The organism is Sphingobium jiangsuense, assembly GCF_014196495.1.
In the GTDB taxonomy this organism is placed as follows: domain Bacteria; phylum Pseudomonadota; class Alphaproteobacteria; order Sphingomonadales; family Sphingomonadaceae; genus Sphingobium; species Sphingobium jiangsuense.
The window spans coordinates 17,021-40,289 of record NZ_JACIDT010000019.1 but is presented as its reverse complement, the minus strand read 5'-3'; the positions used below and the strand labels follow the sequence as shown (position 1 = coordinate 40,289).

Sequence of the window (23,269 nt, the reverse complement as noted above, 5' to 3'; positions counted from 1 at the left end):
GGCCGCGTCATGCACCGCTTAGTTCGCGCGATCTCGGTCCTGATCGCTCTCTTCTCGGCCAGTCCCGCGCTGGCGATCGATGCGAGTTTCCACACCTATGACGGCTTTGCGGAGACGGTGGACGCCTTCCGCCTCGTCTCGATGATCTTCGGGGATTCGCGTTACGAGACATTGGTGCTGATCGTCGCGGTGGTGGGCATCGCGCTCGGCGTCCTGCTCGCCAGCATCCGCGGGCAAGGCATGGGCATCGTCGCCTTCGGGTTCCAGATGCTGATCGGCGTCGGCCTGTTCGTCGGCCTGGTCGCGACGACGGGCACGGTCCATGTCTACGACCGCGTCCGCAACGCCTATCAGCCGGTCGGCGACGTGCCGAACCTCATCGTGCTGGTCGCGGGCATGACCAACATGATGGAGCGCGCGCTCGCGGAAGTGATCGACGACAACACCACCGATCCCCATGCCAAGCTTGAGTTCGGGGCGGGCGGGCACAGTTTCGACCTGTTCCTCAATGCAGCGAGCCCGCGCGGCCCGATGACCGACACGTTCCTTGACGCGACGATCAAGGACTATGTCCGGCAATGCTATCCGGTCGCGCGGGTCTCGCCCGCCTATGGCGTCGACGACGATCAGCTGTTCCGCACGGCGACCGATCTTCCTGCCGCCTTTGCCGCGATGGCGGGGCCGGCGACCTTCAGCACGGTGTTCACGTCCACCGACAAGGGCGGCACGACGGTGAGCTGCAACGAGGCGTGGGAACATATCTCGACACGCCTCTCCGAACCTGCGCTGTTCGACAATTATGTCGCGCAGGTCTGCACCCGCACCGGCTACGACATCGGCAATGCGACCCAGCTTCAGCGCTGCCGCTCCAACATCGGCGAACTTGGCCAGATGATGATGGATACGCCGCTCTCGCTCCAGCAGTTCCTGACCAATGTGATGCTCGGCAGCACGGTGGGCGATGTGCTGTTCGAGGACAGTCCTGCAACGGCGGCGCGTGTCATGGCCAATCGCGCTGTCGTCTCGTCAGGCCTGGCCACCATGTCGACGGCCAACGAGTGGATGCCCACGATCCGGGCGACGGTCTTCGGGATCATGCTCTTCATGATGCCCGTCGCGCTGCTGTTCATCCTCACCCCGATCAATCTGCGCGTGGCTTCCTTCGCCCTCGGCCTGTTCGTCTTCGTGGCGCTCTGGGGCGTGATCGACGCCGGGATCTATCAGCTGACGCTCGGCCGCGCGACCGATGTGCTGGCCGAGATGCGCGCCAACCATGTCGCGGCCAATGCCTGGATGCTGGCGCCGTCGTCCGCGATGAAGGCGCTCGCCATCTTCGGGAGTTTCCGCACCGCGTCCGCGGGTCTTGCGGGGGCGTTCGTCTTCACGGTTTTCCGGTTCTCCGGTAATGTGTTCACCTCGTTCACATCCGGCGCGCTCGGTGTGCAGGGTCAGGGCACGGCAGCCGCCGCACCGCTTGCCACCAGCGAAGGCTATGCCGGCGCGCTCGAGGCGCAGGCGGGAGCAGCGGGCACCATGGCGCGGCGGGGCGCGGCTTCGAACTTCGGGGATTTCGGGGAGCGCTCGGCCTTCGGCGCAACCCGTGCGTTCGGTGCCGCGAGCAGCGTGCTCGGCGAACATGGCGGCGGCGCCAGCGGGACGGCCGCATTCGGCATGGGCAAGCTCGATGCGGCACGCGAACTGGGCGGGCTCTCCCCTGCCCTCACCGGCCGCAGCCTCACCGATCCCGCGACCGTGCGCGCCGTGCGCGACAATGCCGCGACCAGTGCGATCCATAATTTTGCCGAGAAGGATGCGCTCCGCAGCCTTGGCACCGGCTATTTTGGCGAGGGGCAATCCGGGGAACGTTCGTTCGCGGCCTTCACGCAGAAGATGGTCCAGTGGAAGGCGTTCGGGGATACGCGCGCCTATGACATAATGCTGTCCGGAGCCCAGCGGCATTTTGAGAGGAACGGCTACGACCAAAAGGATGCCGCGCTCAAAGCCTCGACGGTGATCGCCCAAGCGTCGGCTGATCCGACCTTCGCCAAACTGATCGCCAATACCTTCGACCAGGAGCAGATGCTGCGCAACGATCTTACCGGCGCGCAGATTCAAGTCGGCGCGATGGAAGGCCGGCGCGATTTTGCTGGCGACAATGTAAGGCGGATCGAGCGCGGCAATGTCGCGACCGAGCAGGCGCATAGGACCGGCAGCAATGAGGGCCAGCGCAACGCCGCCTCCATGCTCGGCCTCTCAGTCCAGGAAACCTCCCGCCGCATCGCCTTTATCAATGCGCTATCCGGAGAGGCTCGGTCGACAGCCATTTCCCAACTCTCCCGCGCAACCGGCCGCAACGAGGCGCAGGTCATGCGGGCGCTCGAAACCTACAATGCCGCCGTGCAGGTCGGCACCGCCGACGGTGCGACCGTCGAGGCCGCGCGCGAGGGCGCCAGCGTCTATGGCCGCACCCGCGAGGCAGCGGGCTTCGATTTTGCGGAGCGGTCGGGCAAGCTCGACGCGCAGCGTGAGGTCGGTCACGACGGTACGCGCTCGGCCGCCCGGATCGGGGAGCAGCGGCGACAGGCCGACAATGCCGGGTTCGCGGAAGGCGCGGCCGCCGCGGGCATGTCGGTGCGCCAGGCCGCACATCTCGACAGCTTCATCCGCACGCTGTCGCAGAGCGCCGGCAATCAGGTCGACATGGCCGAAGGTGGTGCGGCCGGGATCGCTGACCGCGCTCGCAACGAACGGATGACGCGGATCATCGATAATGAGCGCCTGACGCGCATGCAGAAGCTGCTGGCCGATCATGGTGTCGACATGTCGAAGCGGCAGATCGCCATGGCGCAGAATGGCGATCTGAGCCTCAATCTCACCCCGGAGACGGCGGCGCAGATGTGGCGCGGCGGGCTCATCAACGAGAGCCAATTGGGCGCGGTCGCCAATGGCGGGCGGGCAAGGTTCTCGTTCGCCGACAACGATCTTCTCGTCTCCAGCTCGGTCGGGTTCCAGCAATCGGCCCGCAACGATACCTCTACGCGGTTCGAGGCAGGGAAACAGGCCGGGCCCGACACGATCGAGCATTTCCTCAGCAGCGGCGAACAGGGCCAGGCGATGATGCAGAACTGGCTCAAGGGCGGGTTCGAGATGGACCGTCATGGCAACTGGCGTCTGAACCCGCAGGTGGCCGATACGCTTACGCGCGACGTGCAGGCGATCATCGCGCAGACCGGGTGGCAGCGCGGGCTCTCGCGATCCGCGCAGGATAATGTCACGATCGGTACAAGCGTCGGCGCTCAACTCGGAGGCTCGGTTGGGGTCGATGAATCGGAGGCGATAGGCGGTCGCGGGCAGCCTGCAGAGAAAGGCAAGCAAGCGGGCCAAGCGCAGTCGCCACAGAAGACCACGTCGACCTCAGGTCGAGTGGGCGCCAGTCTTGGTTTTGAAAGTCGTGACGTCGGAATCAGCAACGAGACAGCACAGTCGTCGATTGACATCGTCAACTACAACGTGCGCGAAGCGATTGCCGCCGCCGAGCGCGAAGCCGCGCGCTCGAGCGACCCGGCGGCGACCTTCTCGCGTGAACTGTCGGACCGGATTCTTGGCCCGGATGGCATACGCAACCGATATCTCCATGATGCGGATTCCGGCCGGGCAACTTTCGACATTACCGGGCCCCTGACTTCGGTCGAACAGAACTCCGTCCTGAAGAGCGGTAGATTTTCTACGGACGTGGATGGCAGCCCCGGCGATGGCGACAGCAGCTTCAAGAATCGTTAGTGCTTGAAGAACCGACTAGGGTGCTGAAGGCTCAGCGGGTTGCCGATGTAGAGACCTCCCGACCGTGGATCGAATATATCGGTGCCAGCACGAAGGTCTTCCATTCCTCGCTCATGTTCCTCCCACATTCTTTTGGAGGTTCTGGCCACCGCTTCATCGGACACAGGCGTACCCTCGCCCGTCGATGAAAACCCGGCCACCCACTGCTGCACATAGCCGAGTCCAAGCACCATGAGTGCCGTCATCGGAAAGAACAGGAGGTTGAGAAAACCGGCCGCCGCACTGTCGTAGAACGCCTCAAGCGGCGCGATCCTGGTCGATGTAGCCATGCCAATCCACCAGACCGGAATTGCCGACCACCACAGCTTCGCGTACCACGGACGCCAGAGCCAATCGGACGGTTTCAGCCGAGGCGATGCCGGTTCGGGCGCTTGAATATGGGCGGCGTTGTTCATCGCTATATCCTCACTGGAGGACTATAGCAGAATTCTGTCGGTGTTCCATCATTTGTGAATCGGCTCGATCTGGAAACCGATTGGGAACAACGCTTCTAATCTATCGGCATTGACCCATCTTTGCGAACAGGGATCGATGTGGCGGCGTCAATTCCAGAGAGAGGGTATTGGCGCCGCCGCAATAACCGTCACCAATGTCAATGCATGACGGTCGTTCTTGCCAGTTCCGGTAAATGTCGCGGTTGGGACAGCTTTTGCGGTGTCCAACACGGACTGCGTCTCAGCCGCTTCTGCTGGGCATATGACTTACAAGGTCGGCACGAGACCGTGCATTTTCCATATCTCGAGCATCTCCATCCCCGGGCAACCCCATTCTCGGCACCTCCGCTGATGCGAGCGGCGGCGCGACCTGTAAGGCTGGCAGTCATGATGTTTTCAAAATCTGAAGTCCGGCTAACGGCTCGGAAATCATAAAATAGCGCATGGCACCTTCGCGCAAAAAGCCAGCGCACAACAATATCCAAGTTGGGGGTTGTTGTTGATGAAAATCCCGCGATTTCTGTCATGCTCCTCTGCAACTAAGAAGGAGGTGAGAGCATGGGGAGCGGTAACGAGCCGGGCAACGACGAATTGAAAGAACAAGCGCTGGAAATGATGGAGCAGTCCTTGGCGATCCTATACGCCTTGCAGGAACCCGCTGCTGCCGATCTCCACGATGTGATTGAGAGGGTCATGGGGTCGTCGGGCAAGATGGGGGAAGAAGGCGAGGTATGGGATTCTGTTTTTACCGATCTACCGCACCTGACCATGCGGGCCTTGTTCCTTCATCGCAATGACGGCTTTACCGTTGGCCAGATCGCACGCCGCCTCCGCATCAGCGAGGCCGACGCGGCGGAGCGCCTCGACCACGCTGTGCGCTATGTTCGCGCGCCTGCATCACCAAGAATATAGGCAGCGCTAGCGGAAAGACATTGCCCGGCCATTCCGCCAAAATCCATGTCGAACCGTAAGCCTTCAATGTACCTGCTGGTCCCAAACGCGAGCGGCTCCCTCTCCCATCACCTCCACCCTTTCCTCGCTGCTCCCGCACTTCACCTAACCACCACCCTTCCGCGCTGCTCGCCGCAAACAGGCTGACCTGCAGGCGTCGGAGGGGCGCCTGACCTATCCCGGCAGCAATTGCTTCTCCAACGCGGCAACAAGCTCCTGCCTCTTGCCAGGGTCCAACCGGTCCAGGTTACGTTGCTTCCACAAGACCGCGGGCAGTCGCCTCGCCTCATCAATGCCCGCAAGCGCCCAGTCCGGTTCACCACGCTTGAAGCCGACAAGGAATTGCCGATGAGTGTCAGGCATCCCGGCAACCATGCGCGCGATGATGTCTTCACGCGCTGATTCCAGTTCCGCCAGAGTGATCGGCTGGTGAGTCATTCCGACGAAACCGCGCTCGAACTCCTCGGCGAGCGGTTTACGGGCGGGAGCGAGAACCTCGGCCATCGGGCGATTATGGCTGGCGAGGTAGACGAGAAATGCACGTCGCAAATCGTCTGTGACGCCTTCGTTCGCCAGCAAGTCGCGGACGTCGAAGAGGTCGCGAGGGTGCTGCCGGTCGAGCGCCGCCACGATTTTTCCCGCATAGAGATCGGCGAAGGACACCACCTGAATCTCAGCAAAACCAAAGGCGTCCTCGACTGCGGGAACGACACCCATAACGACGGGATCATAGACCGTCCCGCGCAACACTGGCGTGACCTCGATCTTGATCTGCACATCATCCGCACGAACGATGAGCTTGGTGACGATTTTTTCGTCAGCGGAACGCGACGCATGAATCCTGGCTCCGACCAGTCCTTCCTCGATGCGTTCCTTGATCCGCAGCATCGCCGCATCGATCGTGGCGAGCGAGGTCGCGCGGTCCTCGATCGGCAGATAGGTGAGGTCGATGTCCACCGAAAGTCGCGGCAGGTCACGCACGAACAGATTGATCGCTGTTCCGCCTTTCAGCGCGAAGATATCCTCCTTCGCGACGTGAGGCATAACACGCAGAAGAAGAGCGACCTGTCTCCGGTAGCCGTCGAGAAACGCCATACAGCTATTCTCCCGCCAGGTCGGAGGGCACGGTGATGTTGTAGCGCCGGTCGAGCTTCCCTCCTTTGACCAGGACGCGTTTGCCCGATCCGAGATCCAGGCGGGAAACATCGAGCTTCGAACGCCAGGCATGGCCATGGCGATCCGCGAAGAAGAGGAAGAGACGCTTCACTTTTACGCTCGCGCACGCCTCAAGAAGTGTCTGAAGGCGACGTGGGCTGAGGTCGCTCATTCCTTCCATCAGCATGTCGACCTGATGGAAGCTCTCATGGGGAAGCTCATCGAGCAGTTCGAGAACGGCGCGTTCCTTGCTCGAACAGCGGATCGGCAAGGTCGTGCCGGCGGTGCTGGACATCCGGGGCGCAGGCTCGGGAGGAATCTCGCCGTCGACTGGAAACAGCCGGAGGCTGTTATGCCAGCGGAACGAGACATCGAGTGGCAGGCTGTCGAGCCATGTCGGCGGCCGGCTTGGCCCATAGAGATGGACTTCGCGCACCGTTATGGAGAGATAATGAGCGTAGCCCTGCTGTTCGAGCGCTGTGCGCCCGCCAACTGTCAAAGGCAGGTCCAACAGGGATTGCAGTGAGATAACGGCCTGTTCCCAGGTGAGCGGTCCACGCGAGCGGCGATAGACGCGCCGGGTCGGGCTATCGAGCCATCCCGCGCGAACATATTGGCTCCGCAGCGATGATGAGTAACCATGGGCTTCCATCCATGCCGCGTCGACCAGCAGGCTCTCTGGGAGATCCCGTTGCAGCCGGTTTAATTTTCCTAATGTTTGCGAAGCCATGCTATGCATTTTGACAGATTGGGAAACTACTGTCGAGTTTATTAATTTCGAAATTGGCTAAGCCTTGCTTGGCATTATCAGAGCTCGGCAAACTGGATCGTGCGACCGTAGGTCAATACACTTATCCGCCCTAGGCATGGCGATTCGCGGGCCAATTGACGGGATGCGCAACACGGCGACACCGACAGGACTGTCAAGGACTGCGCCGTTTCGCCCTGTGGCGCGGGCGGCGGGGTCCAGCCTCAATGATCCCTTGGTCGTTTCGAAGGATCTGCGCGTCGATGAGCGCCCTGGCGACAAGCTCTGAGCGCTTGTAGACGCCGTAACGCTGCTTTGCGTGGGAGACGAAATAGCGCACCGAGGTCTCGCTCAGACCGAGTATCTGGCTGATCTCCCAATCGCTCTTGCCGACGGCGACCAATGCCGTGCATTGAGCTTCGCGGCGCGTGAGCCTGGGTACGTCATGTCCGCGCGAGGCATGATGTAGTCTGAGGCCCGCCTTGAACCCGAAGGCAGCGACGATGTGGAGCGTCGTCAGTAGCGATGGCGAAGCCATGATCGGCTCCGCGCGTGCGAAAGTGCAAGACGCATGGGATTCGCTCGGTATGTGGAGCGGCACGGTGACACCGTGGACGAGACCATGCAGCCGCGCTTCTTCGAACAGGGCTGATTGTGTGCCTGTGAGATCGACATAACCGGGAATCTCGTCCCAGCTGAACGGGCGGTCCAGCAACTGGCTCACCTCATAGACTGGATCGATGACGTACGCGTGGCTCTCGGTGTAGAAACGCACGAACTCCGCCGGATAGTTGGTAATAACCAGCGCCCGTTCGACCAAGCGTGGGAGGCCGCCATGTTGGATCATCGCGACATAGGGGAAGCCCATTTTCGTGGCGGCATCAGCTAAGGCGGCGAGCAGCGCTTCCATTGAAGAAGCGGCATTGAAGCGTGAGAGTGTCTCACGCATTCTGGCATTGACATACATGGCATCCTCCTTGGGTTGTGTTGGCCGTGCACCGGCAAACGTGCCAGAAGAAGCCGTTGTGATACCTATGGGAGATAGGGGGCATTCACAGCCGTCAGCCAGCGCTATGGCTGACGCGTGAGGCTGCTAGGGCAATCGTGGATTCGCTGTTTCGAAAACCTGGCTCAGGATCCGCGACACCGCCGCCGGTATTATTCTCCTGCGAAACCTGCGCGGAACCGTTCGGCAATCGTTAGTCTGAAGCATCGTTACGATGTCCCACGCAATTTGGTGTTCTGACATTCGACTGCCTCCTCACGCCATCGTGCCGATGGTTCGCCGGAACCGCGCCAACGCAATGGCGAAGAAGATCGCGCCGATAGCAATGATAGCCAGGAACTGGGGCCAGACCACGTCAAAGCCCGCGCCCCGGTAAAGGATGGCCTGCGCCATCTTCACGAAATGGGTGGTGGGCGCGGCCAACATGACCGTCTGGACGAACTCCGGCATGCTTTCGCGCGGCGTCGAACCGCCGGACAGCATCTGCAACGGCAGCAGCACCAGCATCAGCAACAAGCCGAACTGCGGCATGGAGCGCGCGATCGTCCCCATGAAGATGCCGATGGAGGTCGTGGCGAACAGGTGCAGCCCCGCTCCGGCGAGGAACAGCGCGATCGACCCTTCGACGGGAACGGACAGTACCCCTTCCACCATCACGAAAAGCGCGAAAGCGCAGGCGACCAGGACAACGAGCCCCATGGCCCAGACCTTGCTGGCCATGATCTCGAACGGCGTCACCGGCATCACTAGCAGGTGTTCGATCGTGCCGTGCTCGCGCTCGCGGATCAGGGCCGCGCCCGTCAGCACGATCGACAGCATGGTGACGCTGTTGATGATTTCCATGACCGCGCCGAACCAGCTTTGCGCCAGCGTAGGATTGAACCGCACGCGCAGCGCCAGCTCGACCGGGACCGGCGTGCTCGCACGCGTGCCTTTCATGAATTCGGCAACTTCGCCCTGCACGATCTGCTGGATGTAGCCGCCGCCCGTGAAAGCCTGGCTCATCCGCGTAGCGTCAACGTTGAGCTGCAAGCCGGGTTGGCGTCCCGCAAGTACGTCTCGCTGAAAATCGGGCGGGATGTCGAGAGCGAACGTATAGCGCCCGGCATCCAGCCCCTTGTCCACTTCGTTCAGTCCCACGATCGAAGGGGGCGTGAAGTGCGGCGGATAAAAGGCGCCGGTTATCCGGCTGGAAAGCTGCGACTGGTCTTCATCGACGATCGCGATAGGCGCCTTGTGCAGCGTTTCCGGCATGGCGGTTGCCGCGACGTAGATCCCCACCGAGAACGAATAGAGGATCAGGAACAGCATCATCGGATCGCGCCACAGGCTGCGCAGTTCCTTGATGCCGAGCCGGTAGATGTTGGCCGCGTGGCGCATATCAGCTCTCCTGCTTACGCAGCAACGCGACACACAGCGCCAGGATGACGGGAAACGTCGCGAACAGCACGAGAAGGTCAGGCCAGAGGTCGGCGAAGCCCAGCCCCTTGGAAAAGACGCCGCGGCAGATGGTGACGAACCAGGTCGCGGGATATATCGATCCGATCACCGCGCCCGCCCCCTCGAGCGAGGACACCGGGTTGATCAGGCCGGAAAACTGCACGGCGGGCAGGATCGTGCCGATGGCGGTGGCGAACATCGCGGCAATCTGGCTGCGCATGAAGATGGAGAACAGCAGGCCGATGGCCGTCGCCGACAGCGTATAGAAGAGAGCGCCCAGCGTCATCGCGAGGAAACTGCCCGTCAACGGCACACCGAACATCGTGACGGCGAGGAACACCAGCAAGACATAGTTCAGCATGGCGAGCGCGACATAGGGAAGCTGCTTGCCCAGCAGGAATTCCACCTTGCTGATCGGCGTCACGTAGAAATTGACGATGGAACCCAGCTCCTTTTCCCGCACCACGCTCAAAGCCGTCAGCATCGCCGGGAACAAGAGCAGCATCATCGGAATCACGGCCGGCGCGATGGCTACAAGGCTTTTCACGTCCGGATTGTAACGATAGCGCAGCTCGATATTGACGAGACCCATCGATGGCCGCGCACCTGTTTCCTGCACGGCCATTTCACTGAGCCAGTGGGCATGCAGGGCCTGGACATAGCCTTGCACGGTCTCGGCCCGCTGCGGCATGGCGCCATCGACCCATACACCGATCTGCACCGGCACGCCCCGGCGCAGGTCGCGCGCGAAATTGGGCGGAATCTCCAGGGCCACGCTCAGTTCGCCCGAGCGCATCCGCCGGTCCAACTGGCTATAGTCGGTGATCGGCGGCCGTTCGATGAAATAGCGCGATCCGGCCAGGTTGAGGACGTAGTTCTCGCTGGTGGTCGTGCCGTCGCGGTCCAGCACGGCGAACGGCAAGTCCTCCACGTCCATGCTGATGCCATAGCCCATGATGAACATCAGGATGACGCTGCCCAGCAGGGCCAGGGTGGCGCGGATGGGATCGCGGCGCAATTCCAGCCCTTCGCGCCGGGCATAGCTCATCATCCGGCGCCGCATGAACCATGGGGAGCGGGCCGGTGCAGCCGAAATGTCCTGATCGGCCGCGGCAGGCGCGCCCGCAGGAACCGGATCGTCCCTCTTTTCTGTCGGCGTCTCGCCGCTCGCATCCTGAAGATAGGCGATGAACGCTTCTTCCAGGTCCGCCGCGCCGCGGTTCTCGACAATGGCGGCGGGGGTGTCGCTGACCAGCACCTTGCCCGCATGCATCAGCGATATGCGGTCGCACCGCTCCGCTTCGTTCATGAAGTGCGTGGAAATGAAGATCGTCACCTTGTCGCGCCGGGACAGGTCGATCATCATCTGCCAGAACTGGTCCCGCGCGATCGGATCGACGCCGGACGTCGGTTCATCCAGGATCAGCATTTCCGGCTTGTGGATCATGGCGACGGCTAGGCTGAGCCGCTGGCGCTGGCCCAGCGGCAAGGCGCCGGGCAACGCATCCATGATGCCATCCAGGCCGAACCGCTGCGCCATTTCCCTCACGCGGGCCGGCACTTCCCCGGCGGGAACATGGAAGAGCTGGGCATGCAGCTCGAGGTTCTGCCGGACCGTCAGTTCCGAGTAGAGCGAGAAGGCCTGGCTCATATAGCCAACGCGCCGGCGCGTCGCCATGTCGTCATTCTCGACCTCGCGGCCGAACAGCCAGGCCTGGCCTTCGCTGGCTTTCAGCAGGCCGGTCAGCATCTTCATGGTGGTCGACTTGCCGCAGCCGTTGGAGCCGAGGAATCCAAAGATCTCGCCGCGCTCGATGCGAAAATCGACATGATCGACTGCCGTGAAATCACCGAAACGCATGGTGAGCCCCTGCGCCTCGATGGCGATCTCGGCCTCGCCGCCGTCGCTGCGCGGCGGAATCTCCACCGGCTTGTGCCCGCGGCGGCGCTCCTCGGGAAGCATCGAGATAAACGCCTGTTCCAGCGACTGTTCGCCGGTGCGTGCATAGAAGTCGGCTGCGGTGCCGGTGGCCAGCACCTTTCCCGCGTCCATCGCGATTAGCCAGTCGAAGCGTTCGGCCTCTTCCATATAGGCCGTGGCGACCAGCACGCTCATGTGCGGGCGGTTCGCGCGGATGCGGTCGATCAGATCCCAGAATTGCGCGCGCGACATGGGATCGACGCCGGTTGTCGGCTCATCCAGCAGCAGGAAATCGGGATCGTGGATGAGCGCGCAGCACAAGCCGAGCTTCTGCTTCATGCCGCCCGAAAGCTTGCCCGCCGGGCGCTTGCGGAACGGCGCGAGGCCCGTGCTTTCGGTGAGGTCGGCAATGCGGCGCTCGCGTTCGGCCGCGTCCTGCCCGAACAACCGCCCGAAGAATTCGAGATTTTCGTCGATGGAGAGCGTAGGATAGAGGTTCTTGCCCAGCCCCTGCGGCATATAGGCGATGCGCGGACACACGGCGTTGCGGTGGCGGGCCTCGGCCATGTCGCCGCCCAGCACCTCGACCCGGCCCTCCTGGATGGCTCGCGCGCCCGCGATCAGGGAAAACAGGCTGGACTTGCCGACGCCGTCCGGGCCGATCATCGCCACCATGCGCCCGGCGGGGATTTCAAGATTCACATCATCGAGCGCCAGCACCTTGCCGTAATGCAGGCTCACGCCCGAAACGCGGGCGACAGCTTCCGTCATTGCGGCACGTTGACGGTCAGTTTCGCGGGCCATTCGGATTTCGGATCGATCCGCACATAGGCCATGCCCGGAAGGCCGGTCTTGACCTGGGTGATATAGCGATCGAGCAACTTGCGATCGATCTGCGCCTTCACGCGGAACATCAGTTTCTGGCGCTCGCTTTGCGTCTCCACCGTCTTGGGCGTGAACTGGGCCACATCGGCAACGAAGCTGACTTTCGCAGGGATCGCACGATCCGGAAGCGCATCGAGCACGATGCGTACATCGCTGCCCAGCGCCACCTTGCCCGCGACCGTTTCCGGCAGGAAGAAGGTCATGTAGACGTCGCCCAGATTGACCAGGTTGAGCACGCGCCCGCCGCCACCCACGACTTCGCCCGGCTGGGCGACGCGATATTGCACGCGGCCGGCCGTCGGCGCCTTGAGGTCGCTGTCGCGGATATCGGCCTCGATCCGCTGGATGGTGGCGCGCACGGCATCGACCTGCGAACGCGCGCCGATCACCTGGTTGCGCGCCGTCGTGATCGCCGCGTCGACGGCCGCGAGTTGGGCGCGAGCGGCCTCCACTGCCGCCGCCGCGCCTTCGACGCGGGCCTGATCGTCATCCCGTTCCTGCACGGCGGTCGCACCTTCTCGCGCCAGCGTTTCCGATCGCGCCAGCCGCTTGCGCGCCGCGTTCAGCTCCGCCTCACGCTGGCGGACGCCGGCGAGAGCCGCCGCCCGGTTGCTCTGCTGCTGCGCGACCTGGCTGGTCGCGATCTGGATGCCGTTCAGCGCCTGCGCCAGTTGCGCTTCGGCTTCGGCCCTCTGGGCACTCAGCACGTCCGTATCCATATGGGCGACGACTTGCCCCGCCTGCACGAACGCGCCTTCGTCGACCAGGATTTCGCGGATGCGGCCGGGCGATTTGGCGGAAACGTCGATTTCAACCGCTTCGATCCGGCCGTTACCGCCGACGATGCCTTCGGGCAAATCGCCGGGCTTGAGCACCTGCCAAAGGAGCAGAGCTACAACGACGAGCGCCGCCGCGATGCCGCCCCTGATGAGCCATGTCTTCCGGGACGCCGTCATCGCCTGTGTTCTCCGCCTTGATCGTTGCTGTCGTGGACGACTTCGGCGGGAAAGCCCCCGCCAAGCGCCGCGTAGAGGGCTATGCCGCTCGCCAGATGAGCGCGGCGCAACTGGATCAGCGCCTGTTCGGTGTCGAAAAGGTCGCGTTGCGCGTCCAGCACTTCCAAATAGGCCGAACGCCCGTTGTCGAACCGCAACCCGGCCAGCCGAGCCCGTTCGCGCAAGGCGTCCAGCGAGCTGCGCGCGGTGTCGATCCGCAACGCCAGTTGCCGGCGCCGGACCAGCGCGTCGGAAACATCACGAAACGCGCCCTGCACGGTCTTTTCATAGCTGGCCACGGCTTCGACCTGCCGCGCTTTCGCCAGATCGAGGTTGCCGGAAAGGCGGCCCGCATTGAACAGCGGCAGGGCGATCGTCGGGGTGAAGCTCCACGCGCGGCTCCCGTCGCCGAACAGCCCGTCGAGATCGGAACTCGCCGTGCCGAAGGCACCCGTCAGGCTGATATTGGGAAAGAACGCCGCCCGCGCCGCGCCGATATCGGCGTTGGCCGCCCGCAATTGATATTCCGCCGCCACGATATCAGGCCGGTTGACCAGAAGGTCGGAGGGCAAGCCCGGCGGAAGGGCGATATCCGGTCCGGTTTCGGCAAGACCGAGGGGCCCAGGCACGATCTCCACGGGCCGCCCGACCAGCAGCGCCAGCGCGTTGCGGTTCACGTCGCGGTCCTGCTCAAGCGCTTGCAGCGCATCCTGCGCCTGCGCCAGCAGCAACTGCGCCTGGGTCATTTCGAGCTTCGAGCCGGACCCGACTTCATAGCGGCGGCGCATGATCCGCAGTGAGTCCTCGCGCGTGACGATCGTCCGCCGGGCAAGCGCGAGGCGTTCCTCATATTCGCGCTCCAGCAGATAGCCATTGGCGACCTGCGCGATCAGGCCGGTGGCAACGGCGCGCTTCGCCTCTTCCGTCGCCAGATAACGATTGCGCGCGGCGTCGTTCAGGTTGCGCAGACGGCCCCAGAAATCGATTTCCCAGCTCGCGCTCACCTGCGCGGTGACCTGCTTGATGTCATAGCTCTGCGTGCCTGCGCCCGGCAGGCTGATGATGGAACGACCCCGCGTGCCGGTGCCGACGGCGTTGAGTTCGGGATAGAGCGCCGATCCCTCGATACGCCAGGCCGCGCGCGCCTGATCGACGCGGGCCGCGGCGATACGGATATCGCGGTTGTTCTCCAGCGCGGCCGCGATCAGCACACGCAGATGCTCTTCCCGGAAGAAATCATGCCAACCGATCCGCGCGATGGACGCGCCCAGCGCGGCTGGCGCGGGATAGTCCTGCGGCACCGGCTGGGCCGGCCGGACATTGGGCGGCGCGAAGGAACAGCCGGACAGGAAAGATGGCACGATCATCGCCGCCATGACGGCCCGGAACCCGCATAAACGGCCAGTAATATGAGCGCTGCGAGCCATCTAGTCCGGTTCCATTCTGGTTCAAACAGGCGGTACGCCTATGGGCAAGCACCTCTCCGGACTATTAGTATCTACACTTAGTGGTTTTGATATTGCCCGGTATCACTTGCCGATCAAGCGCGAAAGCTGGAATGAAGCAGCGATGGGCCGCGAGCGATTCATGAAAGATGACGGCGCCGCATCGGGAACCGGCTCGCGTCTGCCTGCCCGCGATCCCAGGGGAGGAAGGCCGCCACAGGAGGTCGCAGCCCGGCTTGGACATCATATCCTCGAGACGGCGCTTGCCCAATTCATCGCCGGCGGCGTCGAGGGTACGAGTATGGAAGCTATCGCCGCCGCCGCACAGACATCGAAGCGAACGCTCTATTCCCGCTTCGGCTCAAAGCTCGCCCTGCTCGTCGCCGCCATGGAACACAGCCTTGCCCGCTATCTCGATCCGATCGCGGCATCGGTCCCTCGAGGAAGCACCCGCAAAAAAATCGCCTATATCGCTCGCAGGATGCTCGACCTGTCGCTTCAAGGCGATGTCGTGGGCATCGAAGCGCTCATCATCTGGCTGGCAAACCACAATCCGGGCATGATGCGGGCACAGCCCGCGATCGGCACCCAGTTCGGCATCGATCTGATGCAGACGATCCTTGCCGAGGCGAGCGAACCGAACAGCGAGGAAGCAGGCGATCTTCCGTTCCTCGCTGCTTTTCTCTTCGACGCGCTGGTCACCGTGCCGCGCCAGCGCATCCTGCAGCGCCATGATCTGCACAACACCACCCGGACAAAGGCTGCCTATATCGAGCGAGCGCTCGACCTCATGGCAAAGGCCATTCCGTTCCTGAACGAAGGGCGCGGTAACCGCCTCACATCCTGAAGCCCTCGCCAAGATAGCGATGCCGGACTTCGGGGTTGTCGAGTACCGCTTCTGGGCCGCCCTCGAACAGCATCCTGCCCTGATCGATGATATAGGCCCGCTCGACCAGTTCGAGCATCTCATGCACATTGTGGTCGGTCAGAAGGATCGCCACGCCTTCTCGCTTGAGCTTTCGCACCATCGCCTTGACGTCGGCGATCGACATGGGATCGATGCCCGCGAACGGTTCATCGAGCAGGATGACCGAGGGCGCTGCCGCCATGGCCCTGGCGATCTCGCAGCGCCTGCGTTCCCCGCCGGACAACCGCTGTGCGGGAACGTCGCGAATGTGGGCGATATTGAACTCGGCAAGAAGTTCATCGAGCCGCGCGGCAGCTACATCGCGATCGGCGATATGCAGTTCGAGCACGGCCGCGATATTCTCCGCAGCCGTCATGCCGCGGAAGATCGATCCTTCCTGGGGAAGATAGCCGAGGCCCAGCTTCGCTCTTCGATCCATGGGAAGCGCGGTGACATCCTGACCGCCAATCTCGATCCTGCCGGCATCCACGCTCATCAGGCCGGCAATCGCATAGAAGCAGAGCGTCTTGCCGGCCCCGTTTGGCCCCAGAAGCCCCACGATTTCGCCTGCCCGCACTTCGAGCGCGACATCGTCAAGCACCTTCCGCTTGCCAAAGGACTTCTCGATCCCGGCGATCGAAAGAACCGTCGGCGCGCGCTCGACTGCGACCGGTCCGATTGACGCGGGCGCAAGCGGCTCGCTCTCCGAACGCGCGGCCGGCGATACGAGTTGGGCATCATGCCCGAGATTTCCGCCAAGGTCCCTCAAAAGCCGGGTCAGTACGCGTCTCCATCCCGGCCGGCCAGCACCAGCGCAACCGCTGCCATCATGGCGATCTCGCGGATCATCCATTCTCCTTCAATTTCCCGCAAAATTGCCCGGGATGACGACCGCCGTACACTGTATCTCCAGGCAATGCATCGCCATCGTGAACTATACCTAGTGGCTTTACGCTCAATGATTGAGGCTCCTTTTTCTCCAGCAGGCCATGGCCGAATATCCCCGCGCCCGCGGTTGCGACTGGCCGTCAGACAGCCGTCCGGTCGCAACCAAGCTCCGTGCGGCTTGCATTCTATCTTACCTATGCAGTACCGTTCGGCATAAGAAGAACCGGGAGGGGCGGCCCAAACATCTGCTGTGGAATCCTGTCGGAGAGACGAGGCACCTTCCAGCGGAACTCGGAGTATATAGTCATGGCCACGTCCCCTCCGCCTTCCGACGATCCGCTGGACGGAATCAGCGAAACGCTCGACCGCACGGCATCGGCGGCCATCGCGCAGACGACTTTCGGCCTTTCGCCGGCCACGCTCCTGCTTGCCATGGCCGATTGGGGGATTCATCTCGCCACGTCGCCGGGCAAACAAATGCAGCTTGGCGCCAAGGCCATCCGCAAGCATGCCCGGCTTTTCGACTATCTGCAGCGCCGCATGGAAGACAGCGAGGCCGAACCGGCCATCGAACCATTGCCGCAGGACCGGCGCTTCGCCGATCCCGCCTGGAAAGAATTACCTTTCAATCTCGTCGCTCAGGCCTTCCTGCTCAACCAGCAATGGTGGCACGCCGCGACGACAGGCATTGGCGGTGTCTCGAAACATCATGAAGACATGGTGGAATTCGCCGCACGGCAGATGCTGGACATGCTCGCGCCGACCAACTTTCTCGCCACCAATCCCGTTCTCCAACACAAGATCGCGGAAACAGGTGGCCAATGCCTGGTCGACGGCTTCCGGCACCTGGTCGAGGACATGCAGCACATGGCGCGCGGCCTGCCGCCGGTCGGCGCCGAAGCCTTTCGCGTGGGCGAAAACGTCGCCACGGCCAAAGGCAAGGTCGTCTACCGCAACAAGCTGATCGAACTGATCCAGTATGAACCGACCACGGACACCGTGCGGCCCGAGCCAATCCTGATCGTGCCCGCGTGGATCATGAAATACTATATTCTCGACCTGTCGCCCGAGAACTCGCTGGTCCGCTGGCTGACGGCGCAAGGCTTCACCGTGTTCATGATTTCGTGGCACAATCCCGGCAGTGCCGACCGTGACCTCGACATGGACGCCTACCGGCACCTCGGACCGATGGCGGCGCTCGATGCGGTGACGGCGATCACCGGCGCGACGGGCATCCATGCCATGGGCTATTGCCTGGGCGGCACGCTGCTCTCGATCGCGGCCGCGGCCATGGCGCGCGACGGAGATGACAGGCTCGCCAGCGTCACACTGCTGGCCGCACAGACGGAATTCAGCGAGCCGGGGGAATTGGGCCTGTTTATCGACGAAGGCCAGCTCAACCTGCTGGAGAACATGATGTGGAGCCGGGGCTATCTGGACAGCAGCCAGATGGGCGGCGCCTTCCAGATCCTGCGTTCCAACGATCTGGTCTGGTCGCGTGTGCTCGCCACCTACCTGATGGGCGAGCGCGAACCGATGAACGACCTCATGGCCTGGAACGCCGACGGCACACGGATGCCCTATGCCATGCACAGCCAGTATCTGCGCCGCCTGTTCCTCGACGACGACCTGGCCGAAGGAAAATACCGGGTGGATGGGCGAACCATCAACCTTGCCTCCATCCGCAAACCGCTGTTCGTGGTCGGAACCGAGCGCGATCATGTCGCGCCATGGCATTCCGTCCACAAGATCCACCTGCTGACCGGGGCCGAGATCACTTTCGTCCTGACCAGCGGCGGGCACAATGCCGGCATCGTTTCGGAACCGGGCCACAAGGGCCGCCGCTACCGCGTGTTGACCCGCGAGGTCGACGGCACCTCCTACGATCCCGAAGAATGGGCAAGCCGCGCCGAGCAAAAGCAAGGCTCATGGTGGACGGCGTGGGGAGAATGGCTGGCCGCGCGTTCGGGAGAACCTGGTGCGCCGCCGCCCATGGGCGCAGCGGACAAGGGCTATGCGGCGATCGCCGATGCTCCCGGCCATTATGTGCTGGAGCATTGAGCAATGACTGACGGAACCATGATCGAGAACCGCACCTTCGACGAGATAAAGGTGGGCGATACCGCCAGTATCTCGCGCACGCTGACCGAAGAGGACATCCAGCTTTTCGCGCTCGTGTCCGGCGACGTGAACCCGGCGCATATGGACGCCGACTATGCCGCGACCGACATGTTCCGCCGCGTCATCGCGCACGGACTATGGGGCGGCGGTCTCATCTCCGCCGTGCTGGGCACCGAACTGCCCGGCCCCGGCGCGATCTATCTCAGCCAGTCGCTGCAGTTCACGCGGCCGGTAGGCCTTGGCGACACGATCACGGCGTCGGTGACGGTGGCGGAAAAACGCGCGCACCATGATATCCTGTTCGATTGCCGCTGCGTCAACCAGGACGGCGAGGAAGTCATCAGCGGCCAGGCCGAAGTCAAGGCGCCGGCCGAGAAGGTCCGCCGCCCCCGTGCGGCGCTGCCGGAGGTCAGCCTGCGCGACCATGACGGCTACCGCAAGCTGATCGAGATGACCGCCAATGGCGTGCCGGAACCGACGGCGGTGGCTCATCCCTGCAGCGCGGCCGCCATGCTGGCCGCGATTGAAGCCGCCGAAGCCAATCTCATCATGCCGATCCTGGTCGGGCCGGAAGCGAAGATCCGCAAGGCGGCCGAAGACGCCGGCAAGGACATTTCGCCTTTCCGCATCGTATCCGCCGCCCATAGCCACGAAGCGGCGGCAAAGGCCGTGGACCTGGTGCGCGGCGGCGAAGCGAAGCTGTTGATGAAAGGCTCGCTCCATACCGACGAATTGATGGGCGCCATCGTGCGCTCCGCCACGGGCCTGCGAACCGAGCGCCGGATCAGCCATGCCTATGTCATGGACGTCCAGAACCATCCGACACCGCTCATCATCACGGATGCCGCGATCAACATCGCGCCGACACTCGAGGAGAAGGCGGACATCATCCGCAACGCCATCGACCTTGCCCATGTCATCGGCATCGCGGAACCGAAAGTGGCGATCCTTTCCGCCGTGGAGACTGTCAATCCCGCGATGCAATCCACACTCGACGCCGCTGCCCTGTGCAAGATGGCCGATCGCGGTCAGATCACGGGCGGCGTGCTGGACGGACCCCTGGCTTTCGACAATGCGATCAGCGAAGCCGCCGCGAAGGAGAAAGGCATCGTCTCGCCGGTGGCGGGCAAAGCGGAAATTCTCGTCGTGCCAAACCTGGAGGCTGGCAACATGCTGGCCAAGCAACTCACCTTCCTGGGCGGTGCGGACGCGGCAGGCATCGTGCTGGGCGCGCGCGTGCCGATCATCCTCGCCAGCCGGGCCGACAGCCTGCGCACCCGCCTCGCCTCCTGCGCGGTCGCGGTGCTGATGGCGCGCGCCGCCACCAAGGCCGCGCCCGGCCTGCCGGGGACGGCGAGCGCATGAAAGCCGTCGTCGCGATCAACTCCGGTTCGTCCAGCATCAAGTTCTCGCTGTTCACGCTCGATGGCCGGGACGGGCTGACGCTCTCGGCAGGCGGCAAGATCGAGAAGATCGGCATCGCGCCCAGCCTGCGGGCCCGCTCCGCGACGGGAGAAATCCTCATCGAGCGGGACTGGCCGGACGGCGCTGCGCTCAGCCATGCGGATCTCCTGGCGGACCTCTTCGCCTGGGCGGGAGATCATCCGCTGGAAGGGCGGGACGTGATCGCCATCGGCCATCGCGTGGTGCATGGCGGCCTGGACTTCGTCACGCCCCGCCTGGTCGATGCCGACCTGCTGGACAGGCTGGAAACGCTGTGCCCCCTCGCCCCGCTGCATCAGCCGCACAACCTCGCGGCGATCCGCGCGATCGCGAAGCTGAAACCCGACCTGCCGCAGGTCGCCTGCTTCGATACGGCCTTCCACCACGACAAGCCGGACGTCGCCTCGCGCCTGGCCATCCCGCGCAAGTTCCACGATCAGGGCATCCGCCGCTACGGCTTTCACGGCCTGTCCTATGAATATGTCGCAATGCGTCTCGCGGAGATCGACCCGGCGCTGGCCGCGGGCCGCGTGGTCGCGGCGCACCTGGGCAACGGGGCCAGCCTCTGCGCCATGCGGGACTGCAGGAGCGTCGATACGACCATGGGCTTCACTGCGCTCGACGGCCTGGTGATGGGCACGCGCTGCGGCACTATCGATCCCGGCGTGATCCTGCACTTTCAGCTCCGCATGGGCATGAGCGCGGCCGATGTGGAGGACATGCTTTACCGGCAGTCCGGCCTGCTCGGCGTGTCCGGCCTGTCGAGCGACATGCGGGCGCTCGCGGCCAGCGATGCGCCGGAAGCGGAAGAGGCGATGGCGCTGTTCGCCTGGCGCGCCGCGCGCGAGACGGCCGCGCTCGCCTCGTCGATGGGCGGGCTGGACGGCATCGTCTTCACCGCCGGGATCGGAGAGAACGACGCCGCGATGCGCCAGCGTATCTGCGCACGCCTCGCATGGCTGGGCGTGGAACTCGACGAACAGGCGAACGCTGCCGGCGCCCCGCTTGTCAGCACGCCCGGCAGCCATGTCGCGGTGCGCGTCATTCCCACCGACGAGGAACGGATGATCGCGCTCCACACCTTGCATGTGCTGGGGGAGAATCCATCATGAGGCGCGCGATAAGCCTTGCCGCCATCGCGCTTGCCACCCCTGCCGCGGCTCATGCCGCATCGCCCGTCGAAATCCTGATCAGCGATGCCGGGCAGGAGGACGAAACCGGCGCCGTTCTGGTCGATCTGCGCCTGCTCAATGACAGCGGCGATCCGCAGGGCATGGCCCTTCCGGACCGCATCGAAGCGCAGGTGGAGCAGAGCGGCGTCTCTCGCACCGTCTGGCTGGAGCGCATGGCGACGACGCCTCCAAACCCGATCATTCCACCTGGCGGTTTCACGCGCGCGACCTACCGGCTTGCGCGGAGGACCAATCTGTCGCTGGAAGGCGCCGCGATCTCCGTTCCCGCATGGGGCACGCGGCAGATCACGCTGGCATTGCGGCCCGCGGACCGAGGGGCGCAAATAGCCACGAACACCTCCGCGCAATCCGGGCCTCCCAACGCGCCGGGGTTGGAAAACAAGGCTGTGCCGCCTCCCTCGGACCGGTCGGCGGGCAACGCCTTTTTCGCCAACCTGTCGGCCTATGAACCGATCTATGCTGTCTATGGTCCGAGCACCGACAGCGCCGCACGCATCCAGATCAGCTTCAAATATCAGATTTTCGGAACGAGACGCGCCCAGGGCTTGCCACTTTCCTGGCGCGACGGACTGCATTTTGCCTATACCCAGCGCATGTTCTGGGATCTTGGCGCGGATTCCTCGCCGTTTCGTAACATCGACTATCAGCCGGAACTCTTCTACCTGACCCCTTCAGCTACGTTGACACGCGGCATCTCGCTGAGCGCACAGGGCGGCTTTCGCCATGAATCCAACGGTCGCTCCGGTCTCGATTCCCGCAGCCTCAACACGCTCTATGTGGCGCCGATGGCCGCCTTCCCACTGGGCGGCGGCTATCGCCTGTCGGTAGCTCCGCGCTTCTCCCTCCTTGTCGGCGACAAATCCGACAATCCCGATATCCGCCGCTACAGGGGCAATAGCTCGCTCTTCCTGGAAGTCGGGAAAGATGACGGCCTACGCCTTACGACATCCACGCGGTTCAGCGTCTCCAGCGGCAAAGGCGCACTCGCCGCCGATCTTTCCTATCCGCTCTCGCGGCTATTGGGTGGGGGACCCGACTTCTATCTCTTCGGCCAGAGCTTCATCGGCTATGGCGAGAATCTGCTCGACTATGATCGCCATACGACCCGTTTTCGTCTGGGCGTGGCACTGGTGCGTTGAAACCCGCCTTCATGCACATCACGCACTTGAGCGACGCCTCCTGCGACATCAGCGCTTCCTGCTCGACTTGAGGTTGCACTCTGGCAATAGTCGACACGCTCACAGCAAAAGTTCCGAGTCACCAAGAAGGAGCCCTTCACATGCCGTCACAATCGAGGCGCTATTCCAGCCCCTATGGTATGGCCGACCCGGCATTGGAGACCAGTTGGGGCTGGGTCCTGGCTTATGGGCTGCTCGTGATCCTGATCGGCGTTTTTGCGCTCCTCAACCCAATCGCGACGGGCTTCGCGACAGGTGTTTTCCTTGCCGTGGCGCTCCTCATATACGGAATACTGGCTATCGCGGCCGGGTTGTCCTCGCTCTCCCGGCGCGCACGCTGGATCGAGATCCTCCTCGGCGTGCTGAGCCTCGTCGCGGCCGCCATCACTTTCTTCAATCCCTTCGCCGGGGCCTTGACGCTCGTCGCGCTGATCGGCGCCTGGTTGCTCATCATCGGCGTTTTCGAAATCGTCGGCGCATTCCAGTCTGCGCATGACCGGGGCTGGCGCCTGCTACTCGGCGTTCTCGACACTGTTCTGGGCGGTCTCCTCCTGTTCAGCGATCCCGCGACCGGACTTGCCTTCCTGGCATTGGCGGTCGGCCTGAGCTTCCTGCTGCGAGGAACCTTCCTCATCATCCTCGCCATGGGTCTGCGCCGCATCGGTAAGCTATAGACTTAGTGCGGCAAGGGTGCCCTGCCCCGAACAACAAAGGAAACG

17 protein-coding genes are annotated in these 23,269 nt (G+C 63.4%); 8 read left to right on the top strand and 9 right to left on the bottom strand.

All coding sequences use genetic code 11. The features are described from left to right. Positions 1–9: 9 nt before the first annotated feature. The gene (locus GGR43_RS19150) at positions 10–3,780 is read left to right on the top strand and encodes a conjugal transfer protein TraG N-terminal domain-containing protein (protein WP_188073439.1); all 3,771 of its coding nucleotides are present in this window, start codon (positions 10–12) and stop codon (positions 3,778–3,780) included. On the opposite strand, the gene GGR43_RS19145 is transcribed toward GGR43_RS19150, so the two are convergent. Further along, positions 3,777–4,235 carry a hypothetical protein gene (locus tag GGR43_RS19145; RefSeq protein ID WP_021246288.1) on the bottom strand — a complete coding sequence of 153 codons (459 nt, stop codon included), beginning with the start codon at positions 4,233–4,235 and terminating at the stop codon, positions 3,777–3,779. The genes GGR43_RS19150 and GGR43_RS19145 overlap by 4 nt on opposite strands. Before the next feature lie 597 nt (positions 4,236–4,832). On the opposite strand from GGR43_RS19145, the gene GGR43_RS19140 reads away from it, so the two are divergent. Then, positions 4,833–5,186: a hypothetical protein gene (locus GGR43_RS19140; protein ID WP_013846840.1), complete on the top strand. Its 354-nt coding sequence runs from the start codon at positions 4,833–4,835 to the stop codon at positions 5,184–5,186. A gap of 213 nt (positions 5,187–5,399) precedes the next feature. On the opposite strand, the gene GGR43_RS19135 is transcribed toward GGR43_RS19140, so the two are convergent. From GGR43_RS19135 to GGR43_RS19105, 7 genes are all read right to left on the bottom strand, one after another. Beyond that, positions 5,400–6,320 carry a nucleotidyl transferase AbiEii/AbiGii toxin family protein gene (locus GGR43_RS19135; protein WP_021690793.1) on the bottom strand — a complete coding sequence of 307 codons (921 nt, stop codon included), beginning with the start codon at positions 6,318–6,320 and terminating at the stop codon, positions 5,400–5,402. A 4-nt stretch (positions 6,321–6,324) separates the two neighbouring features. Continuing rightward, the gene (locus tag GGR43_RS19130) at positions 6,325–7,110 is read right to left on the bottom strand and encodes a type IV toxin-antitoxin system AbiEi family antitoxin (RefSeq protein WP_021690794.1); all 786 of its coding nucleotides are present in this window, start codon (positions 7,108–7,110) and stop codon (positions 6,325–6,327) included. Positions 7,111–7,303: 193 nt separating this feature from the next. Next, positions 7,304–8,095, bottom strand: a complete 792-nt coding sequence (locus tag GGR43_RS19125; protein ID WP_021246285.1) for a helix-turn-helix transcriptional regulator — start codon at positions 8,093–8,095, stop codon at positions 7,304–7,306. A 294-nt stretch (positions 8,096–8,389) separates the two neighbouring features. Continuing rightward, the gene (locus tag GGR43_RS19120; protein ID WP_021246284.1) at positions 8,390–9,514 is read right to left on the bottom strand and encodes an ABC transporter permease; all 1,125 of its coding nucleotides are present in this window, start codon (positions 9,512–9,514) and stop codon (positions 8,390–8,392) included. Position 9,515: 1 nt separating this feature from the next. Beyond that, on the bottom strand, positions 9,516–12,266 hold the full coding sequence (gene rbbA / locus GGR43_RS19115; RefSeq protein ID WP_021246283.1) for a ribosome-associated ATPase/putative transporter RbbA: 2,751 nt from the start codon (positions 12,264–12,266) through the stop codon (positions 9,516–9,518). Then, positions 12,263–13,336, bottom strand: a complete 1,074-nt coding sequence (locus GGR43_RS19110) for an HlyD family secretion protein (protein WP_021246282.1) — start codon at positions 13,334–13,336, stop codon at positions 12,263–12,265. The genes rbbA and GGR43_RS19110 overlap by 4 nt, the downstream gene beginning before the upstream one ends. Further along, positions 13,333–14,742, bottom strand: a complete 1,410-nt coding sequence (locus tag GGR43_RS19105; RefSeq protein ID WP_037484510.1) for an efflux transporter outer membrane subunit — start codon at positions 14,740–14,742, stop codon at positions 13,333–13,335. The genes GGR43_RS19110 and GGR43_RS19105 overlap by 4 nt, the downstream gene beginning before the upstream one ends. A gap of 100 nt (positions 14,743–14,842) precedes the next feature. Here GGR43_RS19105 and GGR43_RS19100 point away from each other — a divergent pair, with 100 nt between their 5' ends. Further along, positions 14,843–15,667 carry a TetR/AcrR family transcriptional regulator gene (locus tag GGR43_RS19100; RefSeq protein ID WP_021690795.1) on the top strand — a complete coding sequence of 275 codons (825 nt, stop codon included), beginning with the start codon at positions 14,843–14,845 and terminating at the stop codon, positions 15,665–15,667. On the opposite strand, the gene lptB is transcribed toward GGR43_RS19100, so the two are convergent. After that, complete coding sequence (lptB, locus tag GGR43_RS19095) at positions 15,657–16,580, bottom strand: LPS export ABC transporter ATP-binding protein (RefSeq protein ID WP_062066091.1); 924 nt, start codon at positions 16,578–16,580, stop codon at positions 15,657–15,659. The genes GGR43_RS19100 and lptB overlap by 11 nt on opposite strands. 341 nt (positions 16,581–16,921) lie before the next feature. Between lptB and GGR43_RS19090 the strand changes: the two genes are divergently transcribed. The 5 genes from GGR43_RS19090 (at position 16,922) to GGR43_RS19070 (ending at position 23,224) form a co-directional block, all read left to right on the top strand. Continuing rightward, a complete protein-coding gene (locus GGR43_RS19090) occupies positions 16,922–18,676 on the top strand; it encodes a PHA/PHB synthase family protein (RefSeq protein ID WP_021246278.1) in 1,755 nt (584 codons plus the stop codon). A 3-nt stretch (positions 18,677–18,679) separates the two neighbouring features. Continuing rightward, positions 18,680–20,101 carry a bifunctional enoyl-CoA hydratase/phosphate acetyltransferase gene (locus GGR43_RS19085; RefSeq protein WP_021690796.1) on the top strand — a complete coding sequence of 474 codons (1,422 nt, stop codon included), beginning with the start codon at positions 18,680–18,682 and terminating at the stop codon, positions 20,099–20,101. Further along, positions 20,098–21,291, top strand: coding sequence for an acetate/propionate family kinase (locus GGR43_RS19080; RefSeq protein ID WP_021246276.1), 1,194 nt, complete (start codon positions 20,098–20,100; stop codon positions 21,289–21,291). Before GGR43_RS19085 ends, GGR43_RS19080 begins: the two co-directional genes overlap by 4 nt. Then, positions 21,288–22,511 (top strand): phospholipase A, encoded by a 1,224-nt coding sequence (locus GGR43_RS19075; RefSeq protein WP_021246275.1) that lies wholly within the window; start codon positions 21,288–21,290, stop codon positions 22,509–22,511. Before GGR43_RS19080 ends, GGR43_RS19075 begins: the two co-directional genes overlap by 4 nt. A gap of 140 nt (positions 22,512–22,651) precedes the next feature. Then, positions 22,652–23,224 (top strand): HdeD family acid-resistance protein, encoded by a 573-nt coding sequence (locus GGR43_RS19070; RefSeq protein WP_021246274.1) that lies wholly within the window; start codon positions 22,652–22,654, stop codon positions 23,222–23,224. The last annotated feature ends 45 nt before the right edge of the window (positions 23,225–23,269 follow it).